The sequence below is a fragment of the Kitasatospora sp. NPDC059722 genome (assembly GCF_042733235.1).
GTDB lineage: Bacteria > Actinomycetota > Actinomycetes > Streptomycetales > Streptomycetaceae > Kitasatospora.
Map to the genome: position 1 here is coordinate 83,534 of NZ_JBHWGD010000024.1, position 20,407 is coordinate 103,940.

At 76.0% G+C, this 20,407-nt stretch carries 13 protein-coding genes; 11 read left to right on the forward strand and 2 right to left on the reverse strand.

What is annotated here, in order from left to right; translation table 11 throughout:
- Positions 1–116: 116 nt before the first annotated feature.
- Both ACFV4F_RS17915 and ACFV4F_RS17920 read right to left on the reverse strand, forming a co-directional pair.
- Positions 117–1,550: an aminobutyraldehyde dehydrogenase gene (locus ACFV4F_RS17915; protein WP_380441072.1), complete on the reverse strand. Its 1,434-nt coding sequence runs from the start codon at positions 1,548–1,550 to the stop codon at positions 117–119.
- A gap of 62 nt (positions 1,551–1,612) precedes the next feature.
- A complete protein-coding gene (locus ACFV4F_RS17920; RefSeq protein ID WP_380503489.1) occupies positions 1,613–2,857 on the reverse strand; it encodes a cytochrome P450 in 1,245 nt (414 codons plus the stop codon).
- A 240-nt stretch (positions 2,858–3,097) separates the two neighbouring features.
- Between ACFV4F_RS17920 and ACFV4F_RS17925 the strand changes: the two genes are divergently transcribed.
- The 11 genes from ACFV4F_RS17925 to ACFV4F_RS17975 are packed head-to-tail and all read left to right on the forward strand — an operon-like array spanning position 3,098 to position 20,184.
- Positions 3,098–4,459, forward strand: a complete 1,362-nt coding sequence (locus tag ACFV4F_RS17925) for a Rieske 2Fe-2S domain-containing protein (protein WP_380503492.1) — start codon at positions 3,098–3,100, stop codon at positions 4,457–4,459.
- A 30-nt stretch (positions 4,460–4,489) separates the two neighbouring features.
- The gene (locus tag ACFV4F_RS17930) at positions 4,490–5,059 is read left to right on the forward strand and encodes an aromatic-ring-hydroxylating dioxygenase subunit beta (RefSeq protein WP_380441064.1); all 570 of its coding nucleotides are present in this window, start codon (positions 4,490–4,492) and stop codon (positions 5,057–5,059) included.
- A 43-nt stretch (positions 5,060–5,102) separates the two neighbouring features.
- Positions 5,103–5,384 (forward strand): hypothetical protein, encoded by a 282-nt coding sequence (locus ACFV4F_RS17935; protein ID WP_380503495.1) that lies wholly within the window; start codon positions 5,103–5,105, stop codon positions 5,382–5,384.
- Positions 5,381–6,250, forward strand: coding sequence for an FAD binding domain-containing protein (locus tag ACFV4F_RS17940; protein ID WP_380503498.1), 870 nt, complete (start codon positions 5,381–5,383; stop codon positions 6,248–6,250). Before ACFV4F_RS17935 ends, ACFV4F_RS17940 begins: the two co-directional genes overlap by 4 nt.
- 18 nt (positions 6,251–6,268) lie before the next feature.
- Positions 6,269–6,745 (forward strand): (2Fe-2S)-binding protein, encoded by a 477-nt coding sequence (locus tag ACFV4F_RS17945; protein WP_380503513.1) that lies wholly within the window; start codon positions 6,269–6,271, stop codon positions 6,743–6,745.
- On the forward strand, positions 6,742–9,126 hold the full coding sequence (locus tag ACFV4F_RS17950; protein WP_380503501.1) for a xanthine dehydrogenase family protein molybdopterin-binding subunit: 2,385 nt from the start codon (positions 6,742–6,744) through the stop codon (positions 9,124–9,126). The genes ACFV4F_RS17945 and ACFV4F_RS17950 overlap by 4 nt, the downstream gene beginning before the upstream one ends.
- Positions 9,127–9,176: 50 nt before the next feature.
- Positions 9,177–10,772: a benzoylformate decarboxylase gene (gene mdlC / locus ACFV4F_RS17955; RefSeq protein ID WP_380441054.1), complete on the forward strand. Its 1,596-nt coding sequence runs from the start codon at positions 9,177–9,179 to the stop codon at positions 10,770–10,772.
- A gap of 34 nt (positions 10,773–10,806) precedes the next feature.
- A complete protein-coding gene (locus tag ACFV4F_RS17960; protein WP_380441052.1) occupies positions 10,807–11,088 on the forward strand; it encodes a hypothetical protein in 282 nt (93 codons plus the stop codon).
- The gene (locus tag ACFV4F_RS17965) at positions 11,085–17,558 is read left to right on the forward strand and encodes a condensation domain-containing protein (protein ID WP_380503504.1); all 6,474 of its coding nucleotides are present in this window, start codon (positions 11,085–11,087) and stop codon (positions 17,556–17,558) included. Before ACFV4F_RS17960 ends, ACFV4F_RS17965 begins: the two co-directional genes overlap by 4 nt.
- Entirely contained in the window at positions 17,558–17,848 is a 291-nt protein-coding gene (locus tag ACFV4F_RS17970; protein WP_380449105.1) for an acyl carrier protein, read from the forward strand. The genes ACFV4F_RS17965 and ACFV4F_RS17970 overlap by 1 nt, the downstream gene beginning before the upstream one ends.
- Positions 17,845–20,184, forward strand: coding sequence for an amino acid adenylation domain-containing protein (locus ACFV4F_RS17975; RefSeq protein ID WP_380503507.1), 2,340 nt, complete (start codon positions 17,845–17,847; stop codon positions 20,182–20,184). The genes ACFV4F_RS17970 and ACFV4F_RS17975 overlap by 4 nt, the downstream gene beginning before the upstream one ends.
- Positions 20,185–20,407: the final 223 nt, after the last annotated feature.

Below are 20,407 nucleotides of genomic sequence, written 5' to 3' on the forward strand. Positions count from 1 at the left end.
GCGCGGGGGGGTGGGGGGGCGGGGGGCGGGGGGCCGCCTCCCCCCACCCCGCCCCCCCCGCGCGGCCCCCCGCCCCCACCCCCCCCCCCCCCACGGGGGTGTTCCGGCCGGCCGGGCTACTCGCCCAGGTGGTGCATCACGTGCTTCACCCGGGTGTAGGCCTCGAACCCGTACACCGACAGGTCCTTGCCGTACCCGGAGTGCTTGAAGCCGCCGTGCGGCATCTCGCTCGGGAAGCCGAGGTGGGTGTTGACCCAGACGCAGCCGAAGTCCAGCCGGCGGGTGAACCGCATCGCGCGGGCGTGGTCGGTGGTCCACACCGCGGAGGCCAGGCCCTGCTCGACGCCGTTGGCGAGGGCGACCGCCTCGTCCTCGTCGGCGAACGGCTGCACGGTGATGACCGGCCCGAAGACCTCCCGCTGCACGATCTCGTCGTCCTGGCGGACGTCGGCGATGACCGTCGGCGCGTAGAAGTACCCGGCCTCGCCCACCCGGTGGCCGCCGGTGACGACCCGCGCGTGGGCGGGCAGGCGGCGGACGAAGCCGTCGACCCGGGCCAGCTGGTCGGCGTTGTTGAGCGGCCCGTACAGCGCGCCGGCGTCGTCCGGCGGGCCGGGGCGGGCCGCCTGCGCGGCCTTGGTGAGCGCCACCAGCAGGTCCTCCTGGACCGCCCGGTCGACCAGCACCCGGGTGGCGGCCGTGCAGTCCTGGCCGGCGTTGCCGTACGCCCCCTCGACGATCTTCGCGGCGGCGGCCGGGAGGTCGGCGTCGGCGCAGACCACGACCGGGGTCTTGCCGCCCAGTTCCAGGTGGACCCGCTTGAGCCCGGCCGCCGCGTCCCGTGCGACCTCCGTGCCCGCCGCGACCGATCCGGTCAGCGACACCAGCGCCGGGACGGGGTGGCGCACCATGAGCCGCCCGGTGTCCGGGCCGCCGCAGACCACGTTGAGCACCCCGGGCGGCAGCACCTCGGCGGCCAGCTCGGCGAGCAGCAGGGCCGTCTCGGGGGTGGTCTCGGCGGGCTTGAGCACCACGGTGTTGCCCGCGGCCAGGGCGGGCGCGCTCTTGAGCACGGCCATCAGCAGCGGGAAGTTCCACGGCGCGAGCTGCGCGCAGACGCCGACCGGCTCCCGGCGGGTGTAGGAGGTGTGGCCGGGGGAGTACTCGCCCGCGGCCAGGCCCTCCAGCACCCGGGCGGCGCCGGCGAAGAAGCGCAGCTGGTCGACCATCAGCGGGGTCTCGCCGGCCGCCGCCGCGCTGCCGGTGCTGCGGGCCTCGGCGGCGGCGAACTCGTCGAGCCGGCCCGCGAGGGCGTCGGCGATGCGCAGGAGGGCGTCCTGGCGCTCGGCGGGGCTGGTCCAGCGCCACTGCTCGAAGGCGGTGGCGGCGGCCCGCATCGCCCGGTCGACGTCCTCCTCGCCGCTGTCGGGCGCCAGCAGGTACGGGGTGCCGGTGCAGGGGTCGAGCAGTTCGGTGTACGTGCCGTCGGCGGGTTCGGCGGACCGGCCGTCGACGAAGTTGCCGAGGCGGGGCAGGCGGGGAGGGGTCATCAGCGCTCCTGTGGGTCGGCGGCGGTGGCGGGGGCGGCGGATCCGGGGGCGGTCGTCGCCGCTCAGGCGCTCACCCGCAGCGACGTGAAGCCGTGGAAGCCGAGGTTGTTGTTCCAGTTGAAGCCGTCCTGCGAGACGCGCAGCGCGGGCCAGCGCCGGTACAGGGTGGCGAGGGCGATCCGGAGGGTCTGGCGCACCAGCGGGTCGCCGAAGCACAGGTGGCGGCCGGCGCCGAAGGTGAGGTGGCGGTTGGGCAGCGGGCGGTCGAGGACGAGCTCGTCGGCCCGGTCGAAGGCGGCGGCGTCGCGGTTGGCGGAGCCGACGTAGAGCATCATCGGGCGGCGGGCCGGCAGCACGATCTCCTGGCCGGCGGCGGTGGTGTAGGCGAAGTCCTCGCGGGCGACCCGGCCGACGAACTGGACCGGGGTGCAGAAGCGCAGCAGCTCCTCGACGGCCGGGCCGACGGTGGCCGGGTCCAGCAGCAGGTCGCGCTCGTGCAGCGGGCGTTCCTCCAGGGCCTGCACGCTGTTGCCGATGAGGTAGCGGATCGAGGCGACCCCGGCGAACAGCAGGAGCGCGGCCTGGGCGACGACGTCCTCGTCGCTGAAGCGGTGGCCGTGGACCTCGGTGGTGCGCAGCGTGTGCAGCAGGCCGTTCTGCTCCTCGGAGAGCTTGGCGCACTCGGGGGAGGCGAGGAACTCGGCGAGTTCGCGGGTGCTGGTGCGGGTGCGGTCGAGGTGCTCGACGGTGACCTTGGTGGAGCCGAAGAGGTAGGCGATGTCGTCGGTCCAGCGGGTCAGTTCGGGGTGCGCCTCGACGGGCACGCCGAGGACGTCGGCGATGACCATGGCCGGCAGCGGGAAGGCGAAGTCGGTCATCAGGTCGAAGCCGGCCGGGTCGACGGCGTCGAGCAGCCCGTCGACCAGCCGCTGTATCCGGGGCTCCAGCGCGGCGTCCGTGAAGGGGACGTAACTGCGGTTGGCCTGGCGGCGGTTCTTGGTGTGCTCGGCGCCGTCGTGGAAGGCCAGCCAGCGTTCGTAGACGCCGAGCATGTCGGCGTAGTCGGTGCGCTGTTCCTCGGGCAGGAACCAGAGCGGCACGGCCGCCCGGGCGTTGGAGAGCCGCTCGTCCTTCATCAGGGCCAGGCAGTCGGCGTAGCTGAAGAAGAGCCAGGCCCCGCCGAAGATCTTCTCGGAGCGGTACGCCGGGTGCTCGGCGCGCATTCGGTCGTAGAAGGAGAAAGGGTCGGGAATGTACTCGAAGTCGTTGTGCGAGAAATCTTCGGCGGCGAGCGCGTGGGTGGCCAAGGAAATTTCCTCCGGGCGGGATTCGGGTCGTGGACGGCCTCAGTGGACCAAAGGCGCCGAACGCCTGACAAGGCGTCACCGGTGAACGGCGATCGGGCCATCGCCCGAGGTCAGCGCGGTGTTCGGGCGGCTGCGGTTGGACACTGGCCAGTGTGCGGCGGGACGGCCTAACCTGCGTTTTCGCGTCCCCCGCTTTCCCTGTTGTTTTCCCCCGTCCGCCGACCGGCCCGTGGAGTACGGATGGCTGAAGCTCTGCCCTGGCAGGAAGTCCTGCCCGGATATCCGCTGGACCGTCGGGCGTTCTCCGACGAAGCGGTCCTCGACCGGGAACTGCGCCGGGTGTTCCGGGAGTCCTGGCAGTTACTGGCGTTCGCGTCGGAACTGCCCGACGCCGGCGACTACCTGGTCCGCAGGCTCGGCAACGACAGCGTGATCGTGGCCCGCGACGAACAGGGCCGCTTCACCGTGCTGCTCAACTCGTGCAGCCACCGCGGCACCCAGCTGTGCCGGGCGACGTTCGGCAACGCCGCGCACTTCCGGTGCAGCTACCACGGCTGGACGTTCGCCAACGACGGCCGCCTGGTGGGCGTGCCCGCGCTGCGCAGCAACTACCCGGAGGACTTCCGCAAGGACCGCTACGACCTGCCCCGGGCCCGGGTGACCTGCTACCGCGGCTTCGTCTTCGCGACCTGGAGCGAGAGCGCCCCGCCGCTGGAGGAGTACCTGGGCGACGCCCGCTGGTACCTGGACGCGCTGCTCGACCTCGCGGGCGGCGAGTGGGAGGTGTACGGGCCGCCGCAGCGCTCGGTGACGACCGGCAACTGGAAGGTCGTCACCGACAACTTCGCCGGCGACGGCTACCACATGGGCACCACCCACCAGGCCGCGTTCGAGCAGGGCATCTACGGCTCCAGCCTGGCCGACGGCACGCTCGGCAAGGGCGAACTGGAGCTGATCGGGATCAACGTCCCCACGCCGCAGGGGCACGCGGTGCGGGCCGGCTACGTCGTCGAGAAGGGCCGGCGCACCCTGCCGGCCAAGGTCGAGGACCCGGCCTACATCGGCTACCCGCGCGAGGTGTGGGAGGCGTTCACCGCCGGGCAGACGCCCGAGCAGGTGCGCTTCAACTCGCACTGCGAGGTCGTGCACGGCGTGCTGTTCCCGAACGCCGCCTTCCTGAGCGTCTCGCACGACCGGGCGATCGGGCGCGAGGACGACCCGCTGACCAAGTACTTCGTGTGGCGCGTGCACAACCCGATCGACGCCCGGCACACCGAGTGCCTCTACTGGACGCTGGTGCCCAAGCGGCACGTGGACGAGGAGTGGAAGCGCCGCTCGTACGCCTTCCAGGCCCGCTCCCAGTCGGCCGGCGGAATCCTCTTCGAGGTGGACGACTTCGAGAACTTCGCCCGGATCGACGCCGCGATCGGCGGCACGGTGGCCGACGGCGCCCCGCTCGACCTCTCGCTGGGCCTCGGCCTCGGCGAACCGGTGCCGGACTTCCCGGGCCCCGGCCGCGCCGAGTACCTGACCCTGTCCGAGCAGAACCAGCGGGCCTTCTACCGCCGCTGGGCCGAGCTGATGGAGGGCGACGATGCGTGAGGCCGCCCGCACCGCGTTCGGAGGGCGACGATGAGTGAGCCCGTCCGCACGGACCACCAACCCGCCTACGAGCTCCAGCCGTTCCCGCCGCGCGGGGCCCGCCAGGTCGAACTCGACGCCTCCGCCGGCGCGTTCCTCACCGAGGAGTCGGCCGCCCTGGACGAGGGCCGCCACCAGGACTGGCTGGACCTCCTCGACGAGCGCTTCCTCTACCAGGTGCCCGTCCCGCTGCTGCGCGAGGACCCGGCCCTGCCCCGGCACAGCGACCGGGCGCTGCTGTTCGAGGCGACCAAGCACATCCTCGCGATGAAGCTCGGCCGCACCGGCCTGCGGCACGCGTGGTCCGACCGCCCGGGCGGGGTGACGCGCCACTTCATCAGCGGCGTGCGGGTGTTCGCCGCGCCCGAGGCCGACACCTGGCGGGTGGAGTGCAACGTGCTCGCCTCCTGGACGCGGGGCCGGGGCGAGGCCGCCCTCGCCACCGCCGCCCGGCACGACATCGTGCGCTGCCTGCCCGGCGCCGGCTACCGGCTGCTGCGGCGCCGGGTCCTGCTGGACACCGAGGTCGCCACGCACCAGCAACTCTCGATCATCTTCTAGCGCGGGCCGGCACGCGCCGGCCCGCGGGAGGCGAGGCAGCGGCATGAACGGGCTGGCCTGGACGGCCGAGGAACGCCGGGAGACCGAACTGTGCCGGATCTGCTGCGAGTCGGCGGCGGTCACGGTGTCGAGCTACCCGACCGGGAACGGGACCCGGCTCAAACTCGTCTCGGAACGCTCCGGCGCGGCCGTCCTCCTGGACGCCACCGTGCTGGACGCCCTGTGCCACCTGACCCCGGAGCGCGCCGCCGACCTGGTCCGCGAGCGCACCGAGGGCGCCGGCCCGGCCGAGGGGGACGCCACCGCCGAAGGAGCCGCCCCGTGAAACCCGCACCCTTCGAGTACCGGGCCGCCGGCACGCTCGACGAGGCCCTCGCCCTGCTCGACCCGCCCGGGCGCAGCATCGCCCCGCTGGCCGGCGGGCAGAGCCTCGTGCCGCTGCTCAACCTGCGCCGGGTGCGGCCCGCCGTGGTGCTCGACCTCAACCGGCTCACCGAGCTGGCCGGCGTCGAGGTGACCGGCACGGCCGTGCTGGTCGGGGCGATGACCCGGCTGCACGACCTGGAACGGCACGAGGGGCTGCGAGCAGCGCTGCCCGTCGTGCCGCAGACCGCCGCCCGGGTGGCGCACCGCCAGATCCGCCACCGCGCGACCCTCGGCGGCTCGCTCTGCCACGCCGACCCCGCCGCGCAGCTCGCGGCCACCGCGGTCGCGCTCGGGGCGACGCTGCGGCTGCGCCGGGCGGGCGGCGAACGGACCGTGCCCGCCGAGGAGTTCTTCACCGGGCCGCACCGCACCGCCCGTCGGCCGGACGAACTCCTGACCGCCGTCTCCTTCCCGCGCAGGCCCGGCTTCCGCTACCGCTTCGAGTCCGTCACTCGGCGCGGCGGGGCGGGCTTCCCCCTGGTCGGCGTGTGCGTGGGCGTACGGCTGGAGGCCGGCGCGGTGGCCGAGGCCCGCATCGCCGCCTGCGGGGTGGCCGACCGCCCGCTGCGGCTCACCGGGGCCGAACAGGCCCTGGCCGGGTACGGCGCCGCCGCGGCGGACGGCGCGCTGGGCGAGGTCGCCGACGCGGCCGTCGCCGGCACCCGCCCGCCCTCCGACCTCCACGGCAGCGCCGAGTTCCGGGGCGACCTGCTGCGCACGGTCCTCCGCCGGGCCGCCGTCCACCTGCTCACCGAGGGGAGCTAGCCCGTGCCCACGTCACCGATGAGCGGCACATCGATCAGCCTGCGCGTCAACGGCGCCGCGCACACCGCCGAGGCCGAGGACCGCACCCTGCTCAGCGACTTCCTGCGCCACGGCCTCGGCCTCACCGGCACCCACGTGGCCTGCGAGCAGGGCGTGTGCGGCGCCTGCACCGTGCTGGTGGACGGCGAACCGGTGCGCTCCTGCCTGATGCTCGCCCGCCAGGCCGACGGCTGCCGGGTGGAAACGGTCGAGGGCCTCGCCGAGGACGGCCGGCCCGCGCCGCTGCAGCAGGCCATGACCGACGAGCACGGCCTGCAGTGCGGCTTCTGCACGCCCGGCGTGCTGATGGGCCTCACCTACGCCGACCGGGCCGGCCTGAGCGCCGACCAGGCGGTGACCGAGGTGCTGCGCGGGCACCTGTGCCGCTGCACCGGCTACGCGGGCATCCGCGCCGCCATCGAGCGGCACTGGCAGGGCGAGGGGGCGACGGCATGACCGCGTCCGACGCTGGCCGTGGGGCCGGTCCCGACGCCGGCCGCATGATCGGGCGCGCCGTCCCGCGCGTGCACGCGCCCCGGCTGGTGCGCGGCCAGGGCCGCTTCGTCGACGACATCGACGACGCCGGGGCCCTGCACGCCGTCGTGCTGCGCAGCCGGGTGGCGCACGGCCGGATCACCCGGTTCGACCCGGCGGCGGCGCTGGCCGGCGGCGAGGCGCTGCTGGTGCTCGGCCCGGACGAGATCGAGCGGTTCACCGACCCGATCCCCACCGCCTGGCGGATCCCCGGCCAGCTCACCGGCACCGTGGCCCTCGGCGACCGCACCGTCCGCTACGTCGGCCAGCCGATCGGCCTGGTGGTGGCGCGCGGCCGGGCGCTCGCCGAGGACGTCGCGGAGCTGGTCGCCGTCGACATCGACCCGCTGCCCGCCGCGATCGGCCTGGCCGCCGCGCTCGCGCCGGACGCCCCGCGGCTCTACCCGGAGGCCCCCGACAACATCGGCGGGCGGATCCACTTCGGCGACGACCCGGCCGCGCTCGACGCCGTCCTCGCCGCCGCCCCGCACGTGGTGGAGCGCGAGTTCGCGGTGCAGCGGATCAACCACAGCCCGATGGAGCCGCGCGGCCTGCTCGCCGAGTGGATCCCCGCCACCGGGCGCCTGACGGTCCACAGCAGCACCCAGTCCCCGCACGCCGTCCGCCAGGAGCTCGCCACCGCGCTGCGCCTGCGGGTCGACCAGGTGCGGGTGGTGACGCCGGACGTCGGCGGGTCGTTCGGCGGCAAGGTCACTCTGTACGTCGACGAGGCGCTGGTCTGCCTGGCCGCCGTGCGGCTCGGCCGCCGGGTCAAGTGGATCGAGGACCGCACCGAGAACCTGAGCTCCTCCTACCAGGGCCGCGGCCAGCGGGCCCGCGCCCGCCTCGCCCTGGACGCGGACGGGCGCTTCCTCGCGCTCGCCGCCGAGATCACCGGGGACCTCGGCGCGTTCGCGATCCAGGCCGGCAGCGGCCCGTTCCAGGTCGCCGGGCTCGCTCTGGAGGGCCCGTACCGGTTCCCGCAGGCCGGGGCCACCATCACCACCGTCCACACCAACACCGTGCCGACCGGCGCCTACCGCGGCTACGGCATGCAGGAGGCGGCCTGGATCCGCGAACGGCTGATCGACGAGGCCGCCCGCGAGCTCGGCCACGACCCCGTCCGGCTGCGGCTGCACAACCTGCTCGGGCCGGACGAACTCCCGTACACCACGCGCACCGGGCTCACCTACGACAACGGCGACTACCCCGCCGCGCTGCGCCGCGCCGCCGAACTGGCCCGGGAGCGCGCCCGGGAGTCCACCGGGACGGTGCGCCGAGGGGTCGCGGTGACGGCCAGCGTGGAGATCACCGGCTTCGCCCCCTCCGCGCTGCTGGAACTGTTCCGGATCGACTGGGCCGGCTGGGAGAGCGCCCGGGTGCGGGTCAACCAGGACGGCACCGTCACCGTGTTCGCCGGGGTGATCCCGGTGGGCCAGGGCATCGAGACCACCCTCGCCCAGATCGTCGCGGACCGGCTCGGCGTGCCCCTGGACTGGATCGCCGTGGAGCTCGGCGACACCGCCACCGCGCCCTACTCGGACCTCACCTCGCAGGCCAGCCGCTCGGTCACGCTGGCCGGCGGGGCCCTCGTGCGGGCCGCCGGGCGGATGCGCGAGCGGATGCACGCCCTCGCCGCCGCCCACCTCGGCGCCCCGCCGGACGAAGTGGTGCTGGACGGCGCCCAGTTCCGCTGGCCGGCCGGGAACGCCACGACCGCGTGGTCCGAGGTCGCCGCCCGCGGCTGGCGGGGCTGGGGCCGGCCCGACCCGGACCGGATCCGGCTGGAGGAGAGCGTCGACTTCGACCCGCCCGCCATCACCTACTCCTACAGCGCGCACGGCGCCGCCGTCGCGGTCGACCTGGAGACCGCGGAGGTCACCGTCGAGGACTACTGGACCGTCAACGACAGCGGCGTACTGGTGAACCCGGCCATCGCCGACGGGCAGATCGTCGGCGGCGTCGTCCAGGGCCTGGGCATCGCCCTGGTCGAGGAGGCCGTGCACGACCCGGCCACCGGACGGCCGCTCGCCACCGGCTTCACCGACTACGTGCTCCCGGTCTGCGCCGACGTCCCGCCGGTCACGGTGGAGCACCGGTGCACGCCGAGCACGGTCATCCCCGGCGGTTTCAAGGGCCTCGGGGAGGGCGGGGTCATCCCCGCCCCGGCCACCGTGGCCGGGGCCGTCGCCGCCGCCGTCCCGCACATCGCCCACCGGCTGACGGCCACACCGCTCAAGCCGGAACGGATCTGGGCGGCGCTGTCGGAGGCCAAGGAGCTCTCGGAGGCCGACCGGGACTGACCCGTACGGACCGTACCGCCGCAACCCCCGACCCCGAAGGGACCACCAGCGTGCCAGCCCGTCAGGACGAGCCGACCGGCCGCCCGCCCACCGTCCGCGAGGCCACCTTCGCGCTGCTGCGGAGCCTCGGCATGACCACGGTCTTCGGCAACCCCGGCTCGACCGAGCTGCCGATGTTCCGCGACTTCCCCGCCGACTTCCGCTACGTCCTCGGGCTCCAGGAGTCCGTGGTGCTGGCCATGGCCGACGGCTTCGCCCAGGCCGGCCACCGCCCCGCCGTGGTCAACCTGCACTCCGCCGCCGGCGTCGGCCACGCGATGGGCAGCCTGTTCACCGCCTGGCGCAACCGCACCCCGCTCGTGGTCGTGGCCGGCCAGCAGGCCCGCTCGCTGCTCGGCGGGGAACCGTACCTGCTCAACGACCAGGCGGCCGAACTGCCCAAACCGTACGTCAAGTGGAGCCGCGAGCCGGCCCGTGCCGAAGACGTCCCGGCCGCCATCGCCCGCGCCTGCTACCTGGCCATGTCACCGCCCTACGGCCCGACCCTGGTCTCGGTGCCCGCCGACGACTGGGACCGGCCCTGCGAACCCGTCGAACCCCGGACGGTCTCCACCACGCTGCGCGCCGACCCCGAGGCGCTGGAACGCGTCGGCCGCGCCCTGGCCGGCGCCGCCCGCCCCGCCTTCGTGGTGGGCGCCGCCGTCGACCAGGACCGGGCGGTTCCCGACGTGGTGGAGCTGGCCGAGCGCCACCGCGCCGCCGTCTGGGCCGCGCCGATGTCCTCGCGCTGCGCCTTCCCCGAGACCCACCCGCTCTTCGCGGGCTTCCTGCCCCCGGTGCGCGAGGAGATCGTGGCCCGGCTGACCGGCCACGACCTCGTGCTGTCGCTGGGCGCACCGGTCTTCACCTACCACGTCGCGGGCACCGGTCCGGTGCTGCCGCCCGGTACAGCGCTCCACCAGCTCACCGACGACCCGGCCACCGCCGCCTGGACCCCGGTCGGCGACGCGCTGCTCACCGGCATCCGCCTCGGCGTGCGCGACCTGCTCGCCTTCGACCCGGCCGTCCCCCGCGAACTCCCGCCCCCGCGGCCCGCACCGGCCCCCGTCCCGGACAGCGACGTCATCACCCAGCCGCTGCTGATGCGCACCCTCGCCGACCTGCGCCCGGCCCGCAGCGTCATCGTCGAGGAAGCCCCGAGCAGCCGCCCGGTGATGTGCGAGTACCTGCCCAACGAGCGGCCCGAGAGCTTCTACACGTGCGCCAGCGGCTCGCTCGGCCACTCGCTGCCGGCCGCCGTCGGCATGGCGCTCGGCCGGCCCGACGAGCGGGTGATCGCGGTGGTCGGCGACGGCTCCGCGATGTACTCGATCCAGGCCCTGTGGTCCGCCGCCGAACTCGGCCTGCCGCTGACCGTCCTGGTCGTCAACAACGGCCGCTACGCCACGGTGGACCGCTTCGCCGACCGCTTCGGGCTCGGCAAGGCCGTCGGCACGCGGATCGGCGGCCTCGACTTCGCCGCCCTCGCCCGCGCCCAGGGCTGCGCGGCCGGCCGGGTCGAGCACCCGGCCCGCCTGGCGAGGGCCCTGCGCACCGCCCTGGCCTCGCCCCGGCCGTACCTGCTCGACGTCCGCGTCGGCGACTGAATCCCGTTTCCTTCGAGAGGGAGAGACAACCTCCATGACCCAGCGCACCGCGGAAGAGATCCGGCAGGACATCCGCGACATCGTGATCGGCATGGCGCCCGACCAGGGCCTCGCCGACCGGCCCGACCCGGAGCTGGTCGAGGAACTCGGCTACCACTCCCTCGCGTTGCTCGAACTGGCCTTCGCGCTGGAGGACGAGTACGGCCTGCCGGCGATCGACCGCGAGCGGGCCCGGCTCATCCGCCGCCTCAGCGACGTCCAGGAGTACGTGGTCGCCGAACTGGCCCGGGCCGAGGCGAGCGGGGGCGCGGCGTGATCGACGGACGGCTGCGCGCCGTGGCGGACCGCGGGCCCGGACGGGCGGCGCTGGTCTGCGGCGAGCGCCGGATCTCCCACGGCGAACTCGCCGACCGGATCGCCCGGGCGCGCGGCGGACTGCACGCGCTCGGCCTCGGACCGGACGGCCTGCTGCTGCTCGCGCTGCCCAACTGCCCCGAGTTCGTGGTCGGTTACTTCGCCACGGCGGGCATCGGCGCCCGCGTGCTCGCGCTGGACCCGGGGCTGACGGAGGCGGAGTACCGCCGGGTGCTGGCCGAGGGCCGGCCCGACGTCGTGGTCACCACGGCGGCGCTCGCCCCCCGCTGGGCCGAACTCGCCCCGGGCGCCGCCCTGGTGGTCGTCGGCGGCCCGGCGGCGGCCGGGCACTCCTTCGACTTCGACGAGCTGATGCGCGCCGACGCGCTGCCCGCCCGCCCGGCCGACCCCGAGCGGGCGTGGGTGCTCACCTACTCCTCCGGTTCCACCGGCGAGCCCAAGCGGATCTGCCGCAGCCAGGACAACCAGCTGGCCGAGGCCGACCACATCATCGCCAGCGCCGCCGTCACCCCCGACGACGTCATGCTCTGCCCCGTGCCGCTGTACCACGCGCTCGGCCAGTTCTGCTGCATGATCGTCGCGGTGCTGGCGGGCGCCACCCTCGTCCTGCCCGAGCCCTCCGGTGCGGCGGGAGCGGGCGGGCCCGACCCCGCCGACCTGCTGGCGCTCGTCGCCCGCCACCGCGTCACCGTCCTCCCGTCCGTGCCCTACCTGCTCGGCGCCCTCGCCGACTGGCCCGAGGACCGCCCCGCCGACCTCTCCTCCGTCCGGCTCTGCCTCTCCGGCAGCAACTTCCTGCCGCCCGCCGTCCGGGAGCGCTTCCTCGCCCGGTTCGGCGTCCCCGTCCGCCAGACCTACGGCAGCTCCGAGGCCGGCAGCGTCAGCTGGGACTGCGACCCCGACGGCTTCGTCCCCGAGTCCGTCGGCCGCCCCCTGCACGGGGTGCGGGTCGAGGTGCTGGACGAGCACGGCCGCGCCCTGCCGACCGGCAGCACCGGCGAGATCGCCGTCACCAGCCGCTCCGTCATGCTCGGCGAACTCGCCCCCGGCGGCACCCTGCTGCGCCCCGGCCCCGGGCGCTACCTCACCGGCGACCTGGGCCGGCTCGACGAGGACGGCCGCCTCCACCTCACCGGCCGCAAGCGGATCCTGGTCGACACGGGCGGGCACAAGGTCAACCCCGTCGAGGTCGAGGAGGTCCTGGAGGCGCACCCGGCGGTCCGCGCGGCGGCCGTGGTGGGCGTCCCCCTGGCCGGCGGCGGCGACCTGCTCGTCGCCGCCGTCGTACCGGGCGACGACGGCCCCGTCCCCGCCGAGGAGTTGCGCGCGCACTGCCGAGCCCGCCTCGCCGGGCACAAGGTCCCGGCGCGCTTCGAGACCGTCGACGGCCTGCCGCGCACCGAACTCGGCAAGCTCCGCCGGGGCCGCCTGGCCGCCGAACTCGCCGCCCTCGTGGACGCCGACGCGGACCGCCCGGCCGCCGGGATCCGGCACGAACCCGACCCGCGCCGGCGCGCCCGCCTCCTCACCGAACACCTCCGCCGACGCGCCGCCGACCTGCTGGCCGTCCCGCCCGAGCGGCTCGACCCGGCCGCGCCCCTGCACGCCCAGGGCCTCGACTCGCTGGCCGCGCTGCGCCTCAAGATGGCCGTCCAGGACGACCTGCGCCGCACCGTCGGCCTGCCCGAACTCCTCGGCGGCGCCAGCCTCGACACCCTCGCCCGCCGCCTCGCCGAGGACACCGCCGGGCCGACCGAGGCGCTCGTCGTCCGCGGGCCCGTCGTCGGCGAGTTCCCGCTCTCCCACAACCAGTCCGCGATCTGGCACGCCGACCAGCTCGTCCCGGAGGCCGCCGCCTACAACCAGAGCTTCGCGGCCCGGATCACCTCGCACTGCGACCCCGCGGCCCTGCGCCGCGCCTTCCAGGCCCTCGTCGACCGCCACCCCGCCCTGCGCACCACCTTCGTGCTGCGCGACGGCCGCCCGGTCCAGCGCGTCGCCGAGCACGCGGACGTCGACTTCGCGGTGCTCACCGTCCCCGCCGACTGGCCCGACCGGACGGAGCAGCTGAGCGCGACGGCGTTCCGCCCCTTCGAGCTCGACCGCGAGACTCCGCTGCGCGTCCGGCTGCACCTCGGCGCCGCCGACGGCCCGGTCCTGCTCGTGACGGTGCACCACATCGCCACCGACTTCTGGTCCACCGTCGCCCTCCTGCGCGACCTCGCCGCCGCCCACGCCGCCGACGGCGAGCTGTACCGGCCCGCGCCCCGGCACGGCTACACCGACTACGTCCGCTGGCAGGCCGAGACCCTCGCCGGCCCGGTGGCCGAACGCGACCGGGCGTACTGGCGCGACCTCCTCGCCGACCCGCCGCCCGCCCTCGAACTCCCCGCCGACCGGCCCCGCCCGGTGGTCCAGAGCCAGCGCGGCGCCCTCCACGTCCACGAGTTCGACCAGCCGCGGGTCAAGGCCCTGCAGGACTTCGCCCGCCGCCACGGCAGCACCGTCTACACCGTCCTCCTCGCCGCCTTCCAGGGCTACCTCCACGCCTGGACCGGCGAGCGCGACATCGCCGTCGCGACCATCACCACCAACCGCCAGCGCTCCGAATTCGCCGACGTGCTCGGCTACTTCGTCAACCCGGTGGTGTGCCGCACGCGGGTGGACCCGCAGCTCCCGTTCACCGACCTGCTCGCCTCGGCGGGCCGCGGGCTGCTGGCGGGTCTGGAGCACCAGCAACTGCCCTTCGCGACGGTCGTGGAGCAGCTGGCCGCCGAACACCCCGGCCGCCGGCGCGACCGCAGCCGGACGCCGCTGGTGGAGATCGGCTTCGGCCAGAACAAGGCCCAGGACGGCGGGATGCTCGCGGTGAGCCGCTTCCTGTCCGGGGCCGGCCAGGAACTGCGGCTGGGCTCGCTCGCGCTGGAGTCGCTCCCGCTGCGACGGCGCGGTGTCGTCTACGACTTCTCCGGCGCGGTCCACGAGTCCGCGGACTCGGTGGCGATCGCCTGGGAGTACAACACCGACCTCTACGAGGCGGCCACGGTCGAGCGGTTCGCCGCCCGGTTCGAGGAGTGGGTGGGGCGGCTCCTGGAGCGGCCGGAGCTGCCGCTGGCGGAGCTGGACGCGGGTGGCGGGGCGGTGGCGCCGTTCGCCGGCCCGGCCGCCGGAGCCCCGGCCACGGGTGGCCCGGCGGTGCGGCCGGTGCGGCCGTCGGCGGGGGACGCGCCGGAGGGAGGGCCGGTCGACGATCCGGTCGCGCCCGCCGCCAGGCAGGTCGCCGGTCGCGGCCCTCGGCCCGATCGCACCGCTCCGGCCGGCCCGCCGCCCGCGCTGCCGCAGGCGATCGGCGACCTGGCGCGCGCCCACCCCGGGCGGACCGCTCTGGTGGCGGGCGCCGACACGCTGACGTACGGGCAGGTGTCCGACCGAGCCGGGGAGCTGGCCGCCCGGATCGCCGCGCTGGGCCTGGCTCCGGGCGCCCGCGTCCTGCTCCGGCTTCCCAGGCGGCCCGCGGACCTGCTGGCCGCCGGGCTGGCCGTGCTGTGGTGCGGCGCGGTCGCCGAGCCGCTCGACACGGCCGCCGAGGTCCGTGCGGCGTGCGCGGACGCGGCCCTGCTGATCACCACGGCGGAGGGCCGTGCCGAACTCGGCGCGCTGCCCATGCCGGTGCTCTGCCCGGAGGTGCCGGGCGAAGCCGGCCGGGTCGAACCGGTCCCCGTCGGGCCGGGCGATCCCGCGCTGGTGCTCAACACGTCCGGCGTGACCGGCGAGCCCAGGGCCGTGGTGCAGCCGCACGGCGCGCTGGCCGCCTGGGCGCACTGGCTCGCCGGACAGTGCGGGCCCGGCGTTCGCGTCCTCGTCCACGGAGGGCCGGGCGCCGACCAGGTGCTGGCCAGGTCGCTCGCGGCGCTCGCCGCGGGCGGCACCGTGGTGGTCGCCACCTCCGGTGAGCTGTCCCGGCTCCTCTGCGGCACCGATTCCTTCGACCTCGTCACCGTCACCCCGTCCGAGCTCTCCGCGCTCCTCCCCGGCCTCGCCGCGTCCGGCCGCGAGTCGGCCGTGCGCACGCTCCTCGTCACCGGGGAGCCGCTCACCCCCGCGGTGGCCGCGCGGTGGCGGGCGGTGAGCCCCGGCTCCCGGCTGCTGCACGGCTACGGCGGTGCGGAGACCGCGCCCGTCGTCTGCGCCCGCGAGGTCGTCGCCGACGACCTGCCCGCGACCGACCCCTTCCGGCCGCTGCCGGTCGGGCGGGCCCTGGACGGGATGACCGCCCGGGTGCTCGACGACGTCGGCCGTCCGACCCCGCCCGGGGTGTCCGGCGAGTTGTGGGTGACGCGCTTCGCGGGCGACGAGCCCGTCCGCACCGGCGACCTCGCCTGCCGGCTGCCCGACGGCGGGATCGTCGTGCTGGGCCGCGCCGCCGATCTCACCCGGCGCAACGGCTACCTGGTTCCGCCCGGCCGGGTGGAGGCCGCCTTGCTGGGGCTGCCCGGGGTGCTGGGCGCCGTCGCCGTGACGGAGGACGCCGACCTCGTCGCCCGCGTGGCCGTCGGGCGGTCGACGCCCCGTCTGCGGGAGGCGCTGCGCGAGCTCCTGCCCGAGTACCTGCTGCCCGCCGAGGTGCTGCTGACCGACCGCCTGCCCGCCGCCCGGAACGGCAAGACCGCCCGCACCGGCCCGGCGCCGGCCGCGCAGCCCCGGACGGAGGAGCCCCGGACCGAGGAGCCGGACCGCCCGGCCGGCCCGACGGACCCGGTGGAGGCCGTCCTCGCCGCGATCTGGGCCGAGGTGCTGGGCGTCGCCGAAGTCGGCCCCGAGGACGACTACTTCGATCTCGACGGCGACTCGATCACCAGCATGAGCATCGTCTCCCGGGCCGCCGAGGCCGGTCTGCGGCTCACGCCCCGGCAGATCTTCACCCACCCCACCGTGCGCGAACTCGCCGCCGTGGCCGAACGGACGGCAGCACCCGAGCCCTCCGCCCCGGCGTCGCCGGACGGCCCTGTGGAGGTCCCACTCGCGCCCGTCCAGCAGTGGTTCCTCGACCTGCCGCTCGTCCGGCCGCAGCACTGGAACCAGACACTGCTGCTGCGCGCCGCCCCAGGCCTGGACGCGGACCTGCTGCGCCGCGCCCTGCTCGCCGTCGCCGCGCACCACCCGGCGCTGCGCTTCCGCTACCACCGCGACGAGGACGGCTGGCACCAGACCGCCCGGCCCGACGCCGAGCCGGTCCGCGTCATCGACGCCACCGGCACGGGCGCCGATCCGGAGAGCGCCGCCGTCCGCGCGCAGGCCGAACTGGACCTGGCCGACGGGCCGTTGTTCGCCGCCGTGCTCCTTCCCGGGAGCGAGGAGCCCGGCCTGCGCCTCCTCCTCACCGCCCACCACCTCGTCGTCGACTTCGTCTCCTGGCAGATCCTGCTGGACGACCTCGGCCGCGCCTGCGAGCAACTGCTCGCGGGCGAGGAGGTGCACCTGCCCCCGCTCACCACCCCCTTCGCCGAGTGGACGACCCGGCTGCACGCCCACGCCGACTCGCCCGCCGTCCGGGCCGAACTGGAGCGCTGGAGCGGCCCGGCCGCCCGGCCGGTCGCCCGCCCCGACGCGGGCACGGAGGGCCAGGCCGCCCTCGCCGAGGCCGCGTTGCCCGTCGAGGCGACGGCCGCTCTGCTGGCCGCGACCGGCGGCCGCGGGCGCGACCGCCCGCAGGACGTGCTGCTCGCCGCCGTCGCCCAGGCGGTCGCGGAGTGGACGGGGGAGCGCGAGGTGGTGCTGGACATCGAGACGCACGGCCGGGCCGACCTGTTCCCGGACGTCGACCTCAGCCGCACCGTCGGCTGGTTCACCGCCGTCCACCCGGTGACGGTCGCACCGGACCGGTCGCCCGGCGAGGCCGGCGCGGTCGGGGAAGCCAGGAAGGTCGGGGAGGCCAGGGAGACCGGGGAGGCCGGCCCCGCCGCCACCTACCGCACCGTCCGCGCGCTGCTGGCCGGGCTGCCCGCCGAGGGCCTCGGCCACGGCCTGCTCCGCCACGCCGCGAGCGATCCCGCGGTGCGCGCCCGGCTGGCCGCGCGCCCGCCCGCCACCGTCAACGTCAACTACCTGGGCCGCGCGGGCCGTCTGGTCGGCGGCGGCGCGCCCGCCGAGGGCCGGGTGCTGACCCCGCTGCCGCTCGCCGGCACCGGCGACCGCGGCCCCGACAACCCGCGCCCCTACCCGCTGGAGGTCAGCGCCCTGCTGATCGACGACCGGCTGCTGGTGCGGGTGCGCCACAACGCCGTCGCTCACCCGCAGACCGACGTCCAGCGGCTGCTCGACCGCGTCCTGAACGGCCTGACGGCCATCGTGTCCACGCTCGCGACGGTCCCCGCCGCGGACCGCGCGCACCCACTCGCAGGAGGCCAGTAGTGTCAACAGCCCACCCTCTTCTCCCCTCCGCCACCGCCCTGGTCCGGGCCGGCTGGGCGGCCGCGCTGGGGCGCGACGACTTCGGTGACGAGGACGACTTCTTCGCGGTCGGCGGCCACTCGCTGCTGGTCGCCCGGATCATGGCCGGCATCGGCCGGCGGGTCGGCACCCGCCTGCCGCTGCGGATGTTCTTCGACCACCCGACCGTCTCCGACCTCGCCGGAGCGCTCACGGCCCGGGGGCTCGTCCCCGGCGAGGACCGCGAGGAGAAGGGGGCCGGCGCGTCATGACCGGACCGGACCGCCTCCTGCCTCCGCCGCAGTGGTTCGCCACCGGCCGCCCTTTCCCCGACACCGCGACCGTCCCCGACCTGCTGCGGGCCGCCGCCCGGGCCCACCCCGACCGGCCCGCCCTGGTGGCGAGCGACGGCACCGCCCTGACCCACGGCGAACTCGACGCCTGGACGGACCGGCTGGCCCGCCTGCTGGCCGAGCGCGGCATCGGCCGCGGCTCGTACGTGGCGCTGTACGCCGACCGCACCCCGTCGGCCGCCGCCTCCCTGGTGGCGGTGCTCAAGGCCGGCGCGGCGTACGTGCCGATCGACCCGGCCTGGCCCCGGGCCCGCGCCCTCGAACTCCTCACCGACCTCGGCGTGAGCTGCGTCGTCGCCGGCCGCGCCCGCCTCAAGGCCGTCCAGGAACTGCGCTGGGACGCGCCCTCGGTGCGCGAGGTGATCTGCCCCGAGATCACCGCGAAGGACACCTGGGCCGAGGTGCTGGACCGCGAGATGGTCGAGGAGTTCTTCGACTTCCTCTCCGGCGAGCCCGACCCGCTGGAGGCGGCCGGCTTCAACCTCCGCCGCTCCGAACGCCCCTACCGGCCGGGCGACGTGACCGGCTACCGCGACCACGTCGGGCGGCTGGGCCGCGAGGCGGCGGGCGAGGGCGCCCGGATCCTGGAGGTCGGCTGCGGGTCCGGCCTGATCACGGAGGCGCTGGCGCCCACCGCCGCCCGCTACGTGGCGGTCGACCCGTCCTCGGTGGCCGTCTCCCGCAACCTGGCCGCGGCTGCCGCGGGCGGCTACGCGGCGGAAGGCGCGGTCTGCTACGCCCACGAGGTGCCGCAGGCCGTGTCCGGAACCTTCGACCTGGCGATCATGGCGAGCACCGTCCAGTTCCTCCCGGACCTGGACTACTTCCTGGAGACCCTCCGGGGCCTGCTGCCGATGCTCCGCCCCGGCGGCACCCTGCTGCTGGCCGACCTCATCGACCCCGGCCTGGAGGCCCACGCGGGCCTGCGGATCCCGCCCGCCCTGCTGGAGCGGCTCCCGCAGCTCCTGCCGCCGGTCGCCGGGGTCGAGGTGCGCCGCCGCCGCGCGGAGGACTTCGCCGGCGAACTCTCCCACCGCTACGACGCGTTCATCACCGTGGGGGAGGGCGCGGCACCCGCCGTGCGGCCCGGCCGGGTGTGGACCGGCGCCGACATCGAGGCCAGGCCCGCCGGAGCGCTGCCGCCCGGCACCGTCACCGCGGACGACCTCGGGTACGCCGTGTTCACGTCCGGCTCCACCGGCAAGCCCAAGGGCGTCATGGTCCAGCACCGCCCGGTCGTCAACCTGATCGACTGGCTGAACCGGACCTGGGCGGTCGGGCCGGGGGACCGCATCCTCGCGGTCGCCTCCTTCTGCTTCGACCTGTCCGTCTACGACCTCTTCGGGGTGCTCGCGGCGGGCGGCTCGGTGCACCTGGCGACCCAGCCCGAGATCGCCGAGCCGGAGGTGCTGATCGACCTCCTGGAGGCCGAGCCGATCACCCTGTGGGACTCGGCACCGGCCGCGCTCGCGATGCTGACCCCCTTCCTCGACGGACGGCCCGCCGACGGCCTCCCCGCCGAGGCGCGCGGCTCGCTGCGCCTGGTGCTGCTGAGCGGCGACTGGGTGCCGCTCACGCTCCCCGACGAGATCCGCACGGCCTTCCCCCGCGCCGAGGTCGTGGCCCTCGGCGGTGCCACCGAGTGCACGGTCTGGTCCAACGCCTTCCCGGTGGGCGAGGTGGACCCGGCCTGGCCGAGCATCCCGTACGGCCGTCCGATGGCCAACGCCCGCTACCACGTCCTGGACGCCGCCCTGCGGCCCCTGCCCGTGGGGGAGCCGGGCGACCTCTACATCGCCGGGGCCTGCGTCGCGGCGGGCTACGCGGGCCGGGCCGCGCTGACCGCCGCGTCCTTCCGTCCCGAACCCGGCTCGCCGGAGCCCGGCGGGCGGATGTACCGCACCGGCGACCGCGCCCGCTGGCTGGCCGACGGCAACCTGGAGTTCCTCGGCCGGCTGGACGAGCAGGTGAAGGTGCGCGGCCACCGGATCGAACTCGGCGAGGTCCAGCACGCCCTGCACCAGTGCCCGGGGGTGCGCGCCGCGCTCGTCACCACGGTGGACCGGCCCGGCGGCCGGGACCTGGTCGCCTTCTACGTGCCGGCGGCCGACGGGCCGGCCCCCGAGGAGGCCAGGGCGCACCTCCTCGCCCGGCTGCCCGCGCACCTGGTGCCCGCGCGGGTGCTGGCGGTGGACGCGTTCCCGGTGCGCGACACCGGCAAGGTGGACCGGGCGGCGCTGCTGCGGCTGCTCTGATGCCTTGAGCGGGAACGCCGGAACGGGGGGGGGGGGGGGCGTGGCGCCGGCGCCGCCAGGGGGCGGGGCGCCGGGGCCGCCCCGCGCCCCCGGCCGCGCCCGGGCGGGCGCCCCGGCGGGGTGGGGGTTTAAATCGCCGCGCCGGCATTCGTGAGCCGCCGGTTCGGCGGGCTGGGGGAGTGCTTCTACCCGTTCCACGAGCCGAACGTCATGCTCTCCGCCG

Bases quoted from the DNA above. Each gene is read 5' to 3' on its own strand.
- ACFV4F_RS17915 (WP_380441072.1), bottom strand. From the start codon at position 1,550: ATGACCCCTCCCCGCCTGCCCCGCCTCGGCAACTTCGTCGACGGCCGG.
- ACFV4F_RS17925 (WP_380503492.1), top strand. From the start codon at position 3,098: ATGGCTGAAGCTCTGCCCTGGCAGGAAGTCCTGCCCGGATATCCGCTG.
- ACFV4F_RS17930 (WP_380441064.1), top strand. From the start codon at position 4,490: ATGAGTGAGCCCGTCCGCACGGACCACCAACCCGCCTACGAGCTCCAG.
- ACFV4F_RS17935 (WP_380503495.1), top strand. From the start codon at position 5,103: ATGAACGGGCTGGCCTGGACGGCCGAGGAACGCCGGGAGACCGAACTG.
- ACFV4F_RS17945 (WP_380503513.1), top strand. From the start codon at position 6,269: ATGAGCGGCACATCGATCAGCCTGCGCGTCAACGGCGCCGCGCACACC.
- ACFV4F_RS17950 (WP_380503501.1), top strand. From the start codon at position 6,742: ATGACCGCGTCCGACGCTGGCCGTGGGGCCGGTCCCGACGCCGGCCGC.
- ACFV4F_RS17960 (WP_380441052.1), top strand. From the start codon at position 10,807: ATGACCCAGCGCACCGCGGAAGAGATCCGGCAGGACATCCGCGACATC.
- ACFV4F_RS17975 (WP_380503507.1), top strand. From the start codon at position 17,845: ATGACCGGACCGGACCGCCTCCTGCCTCCGCCGCAGTGGTTCGCCACC.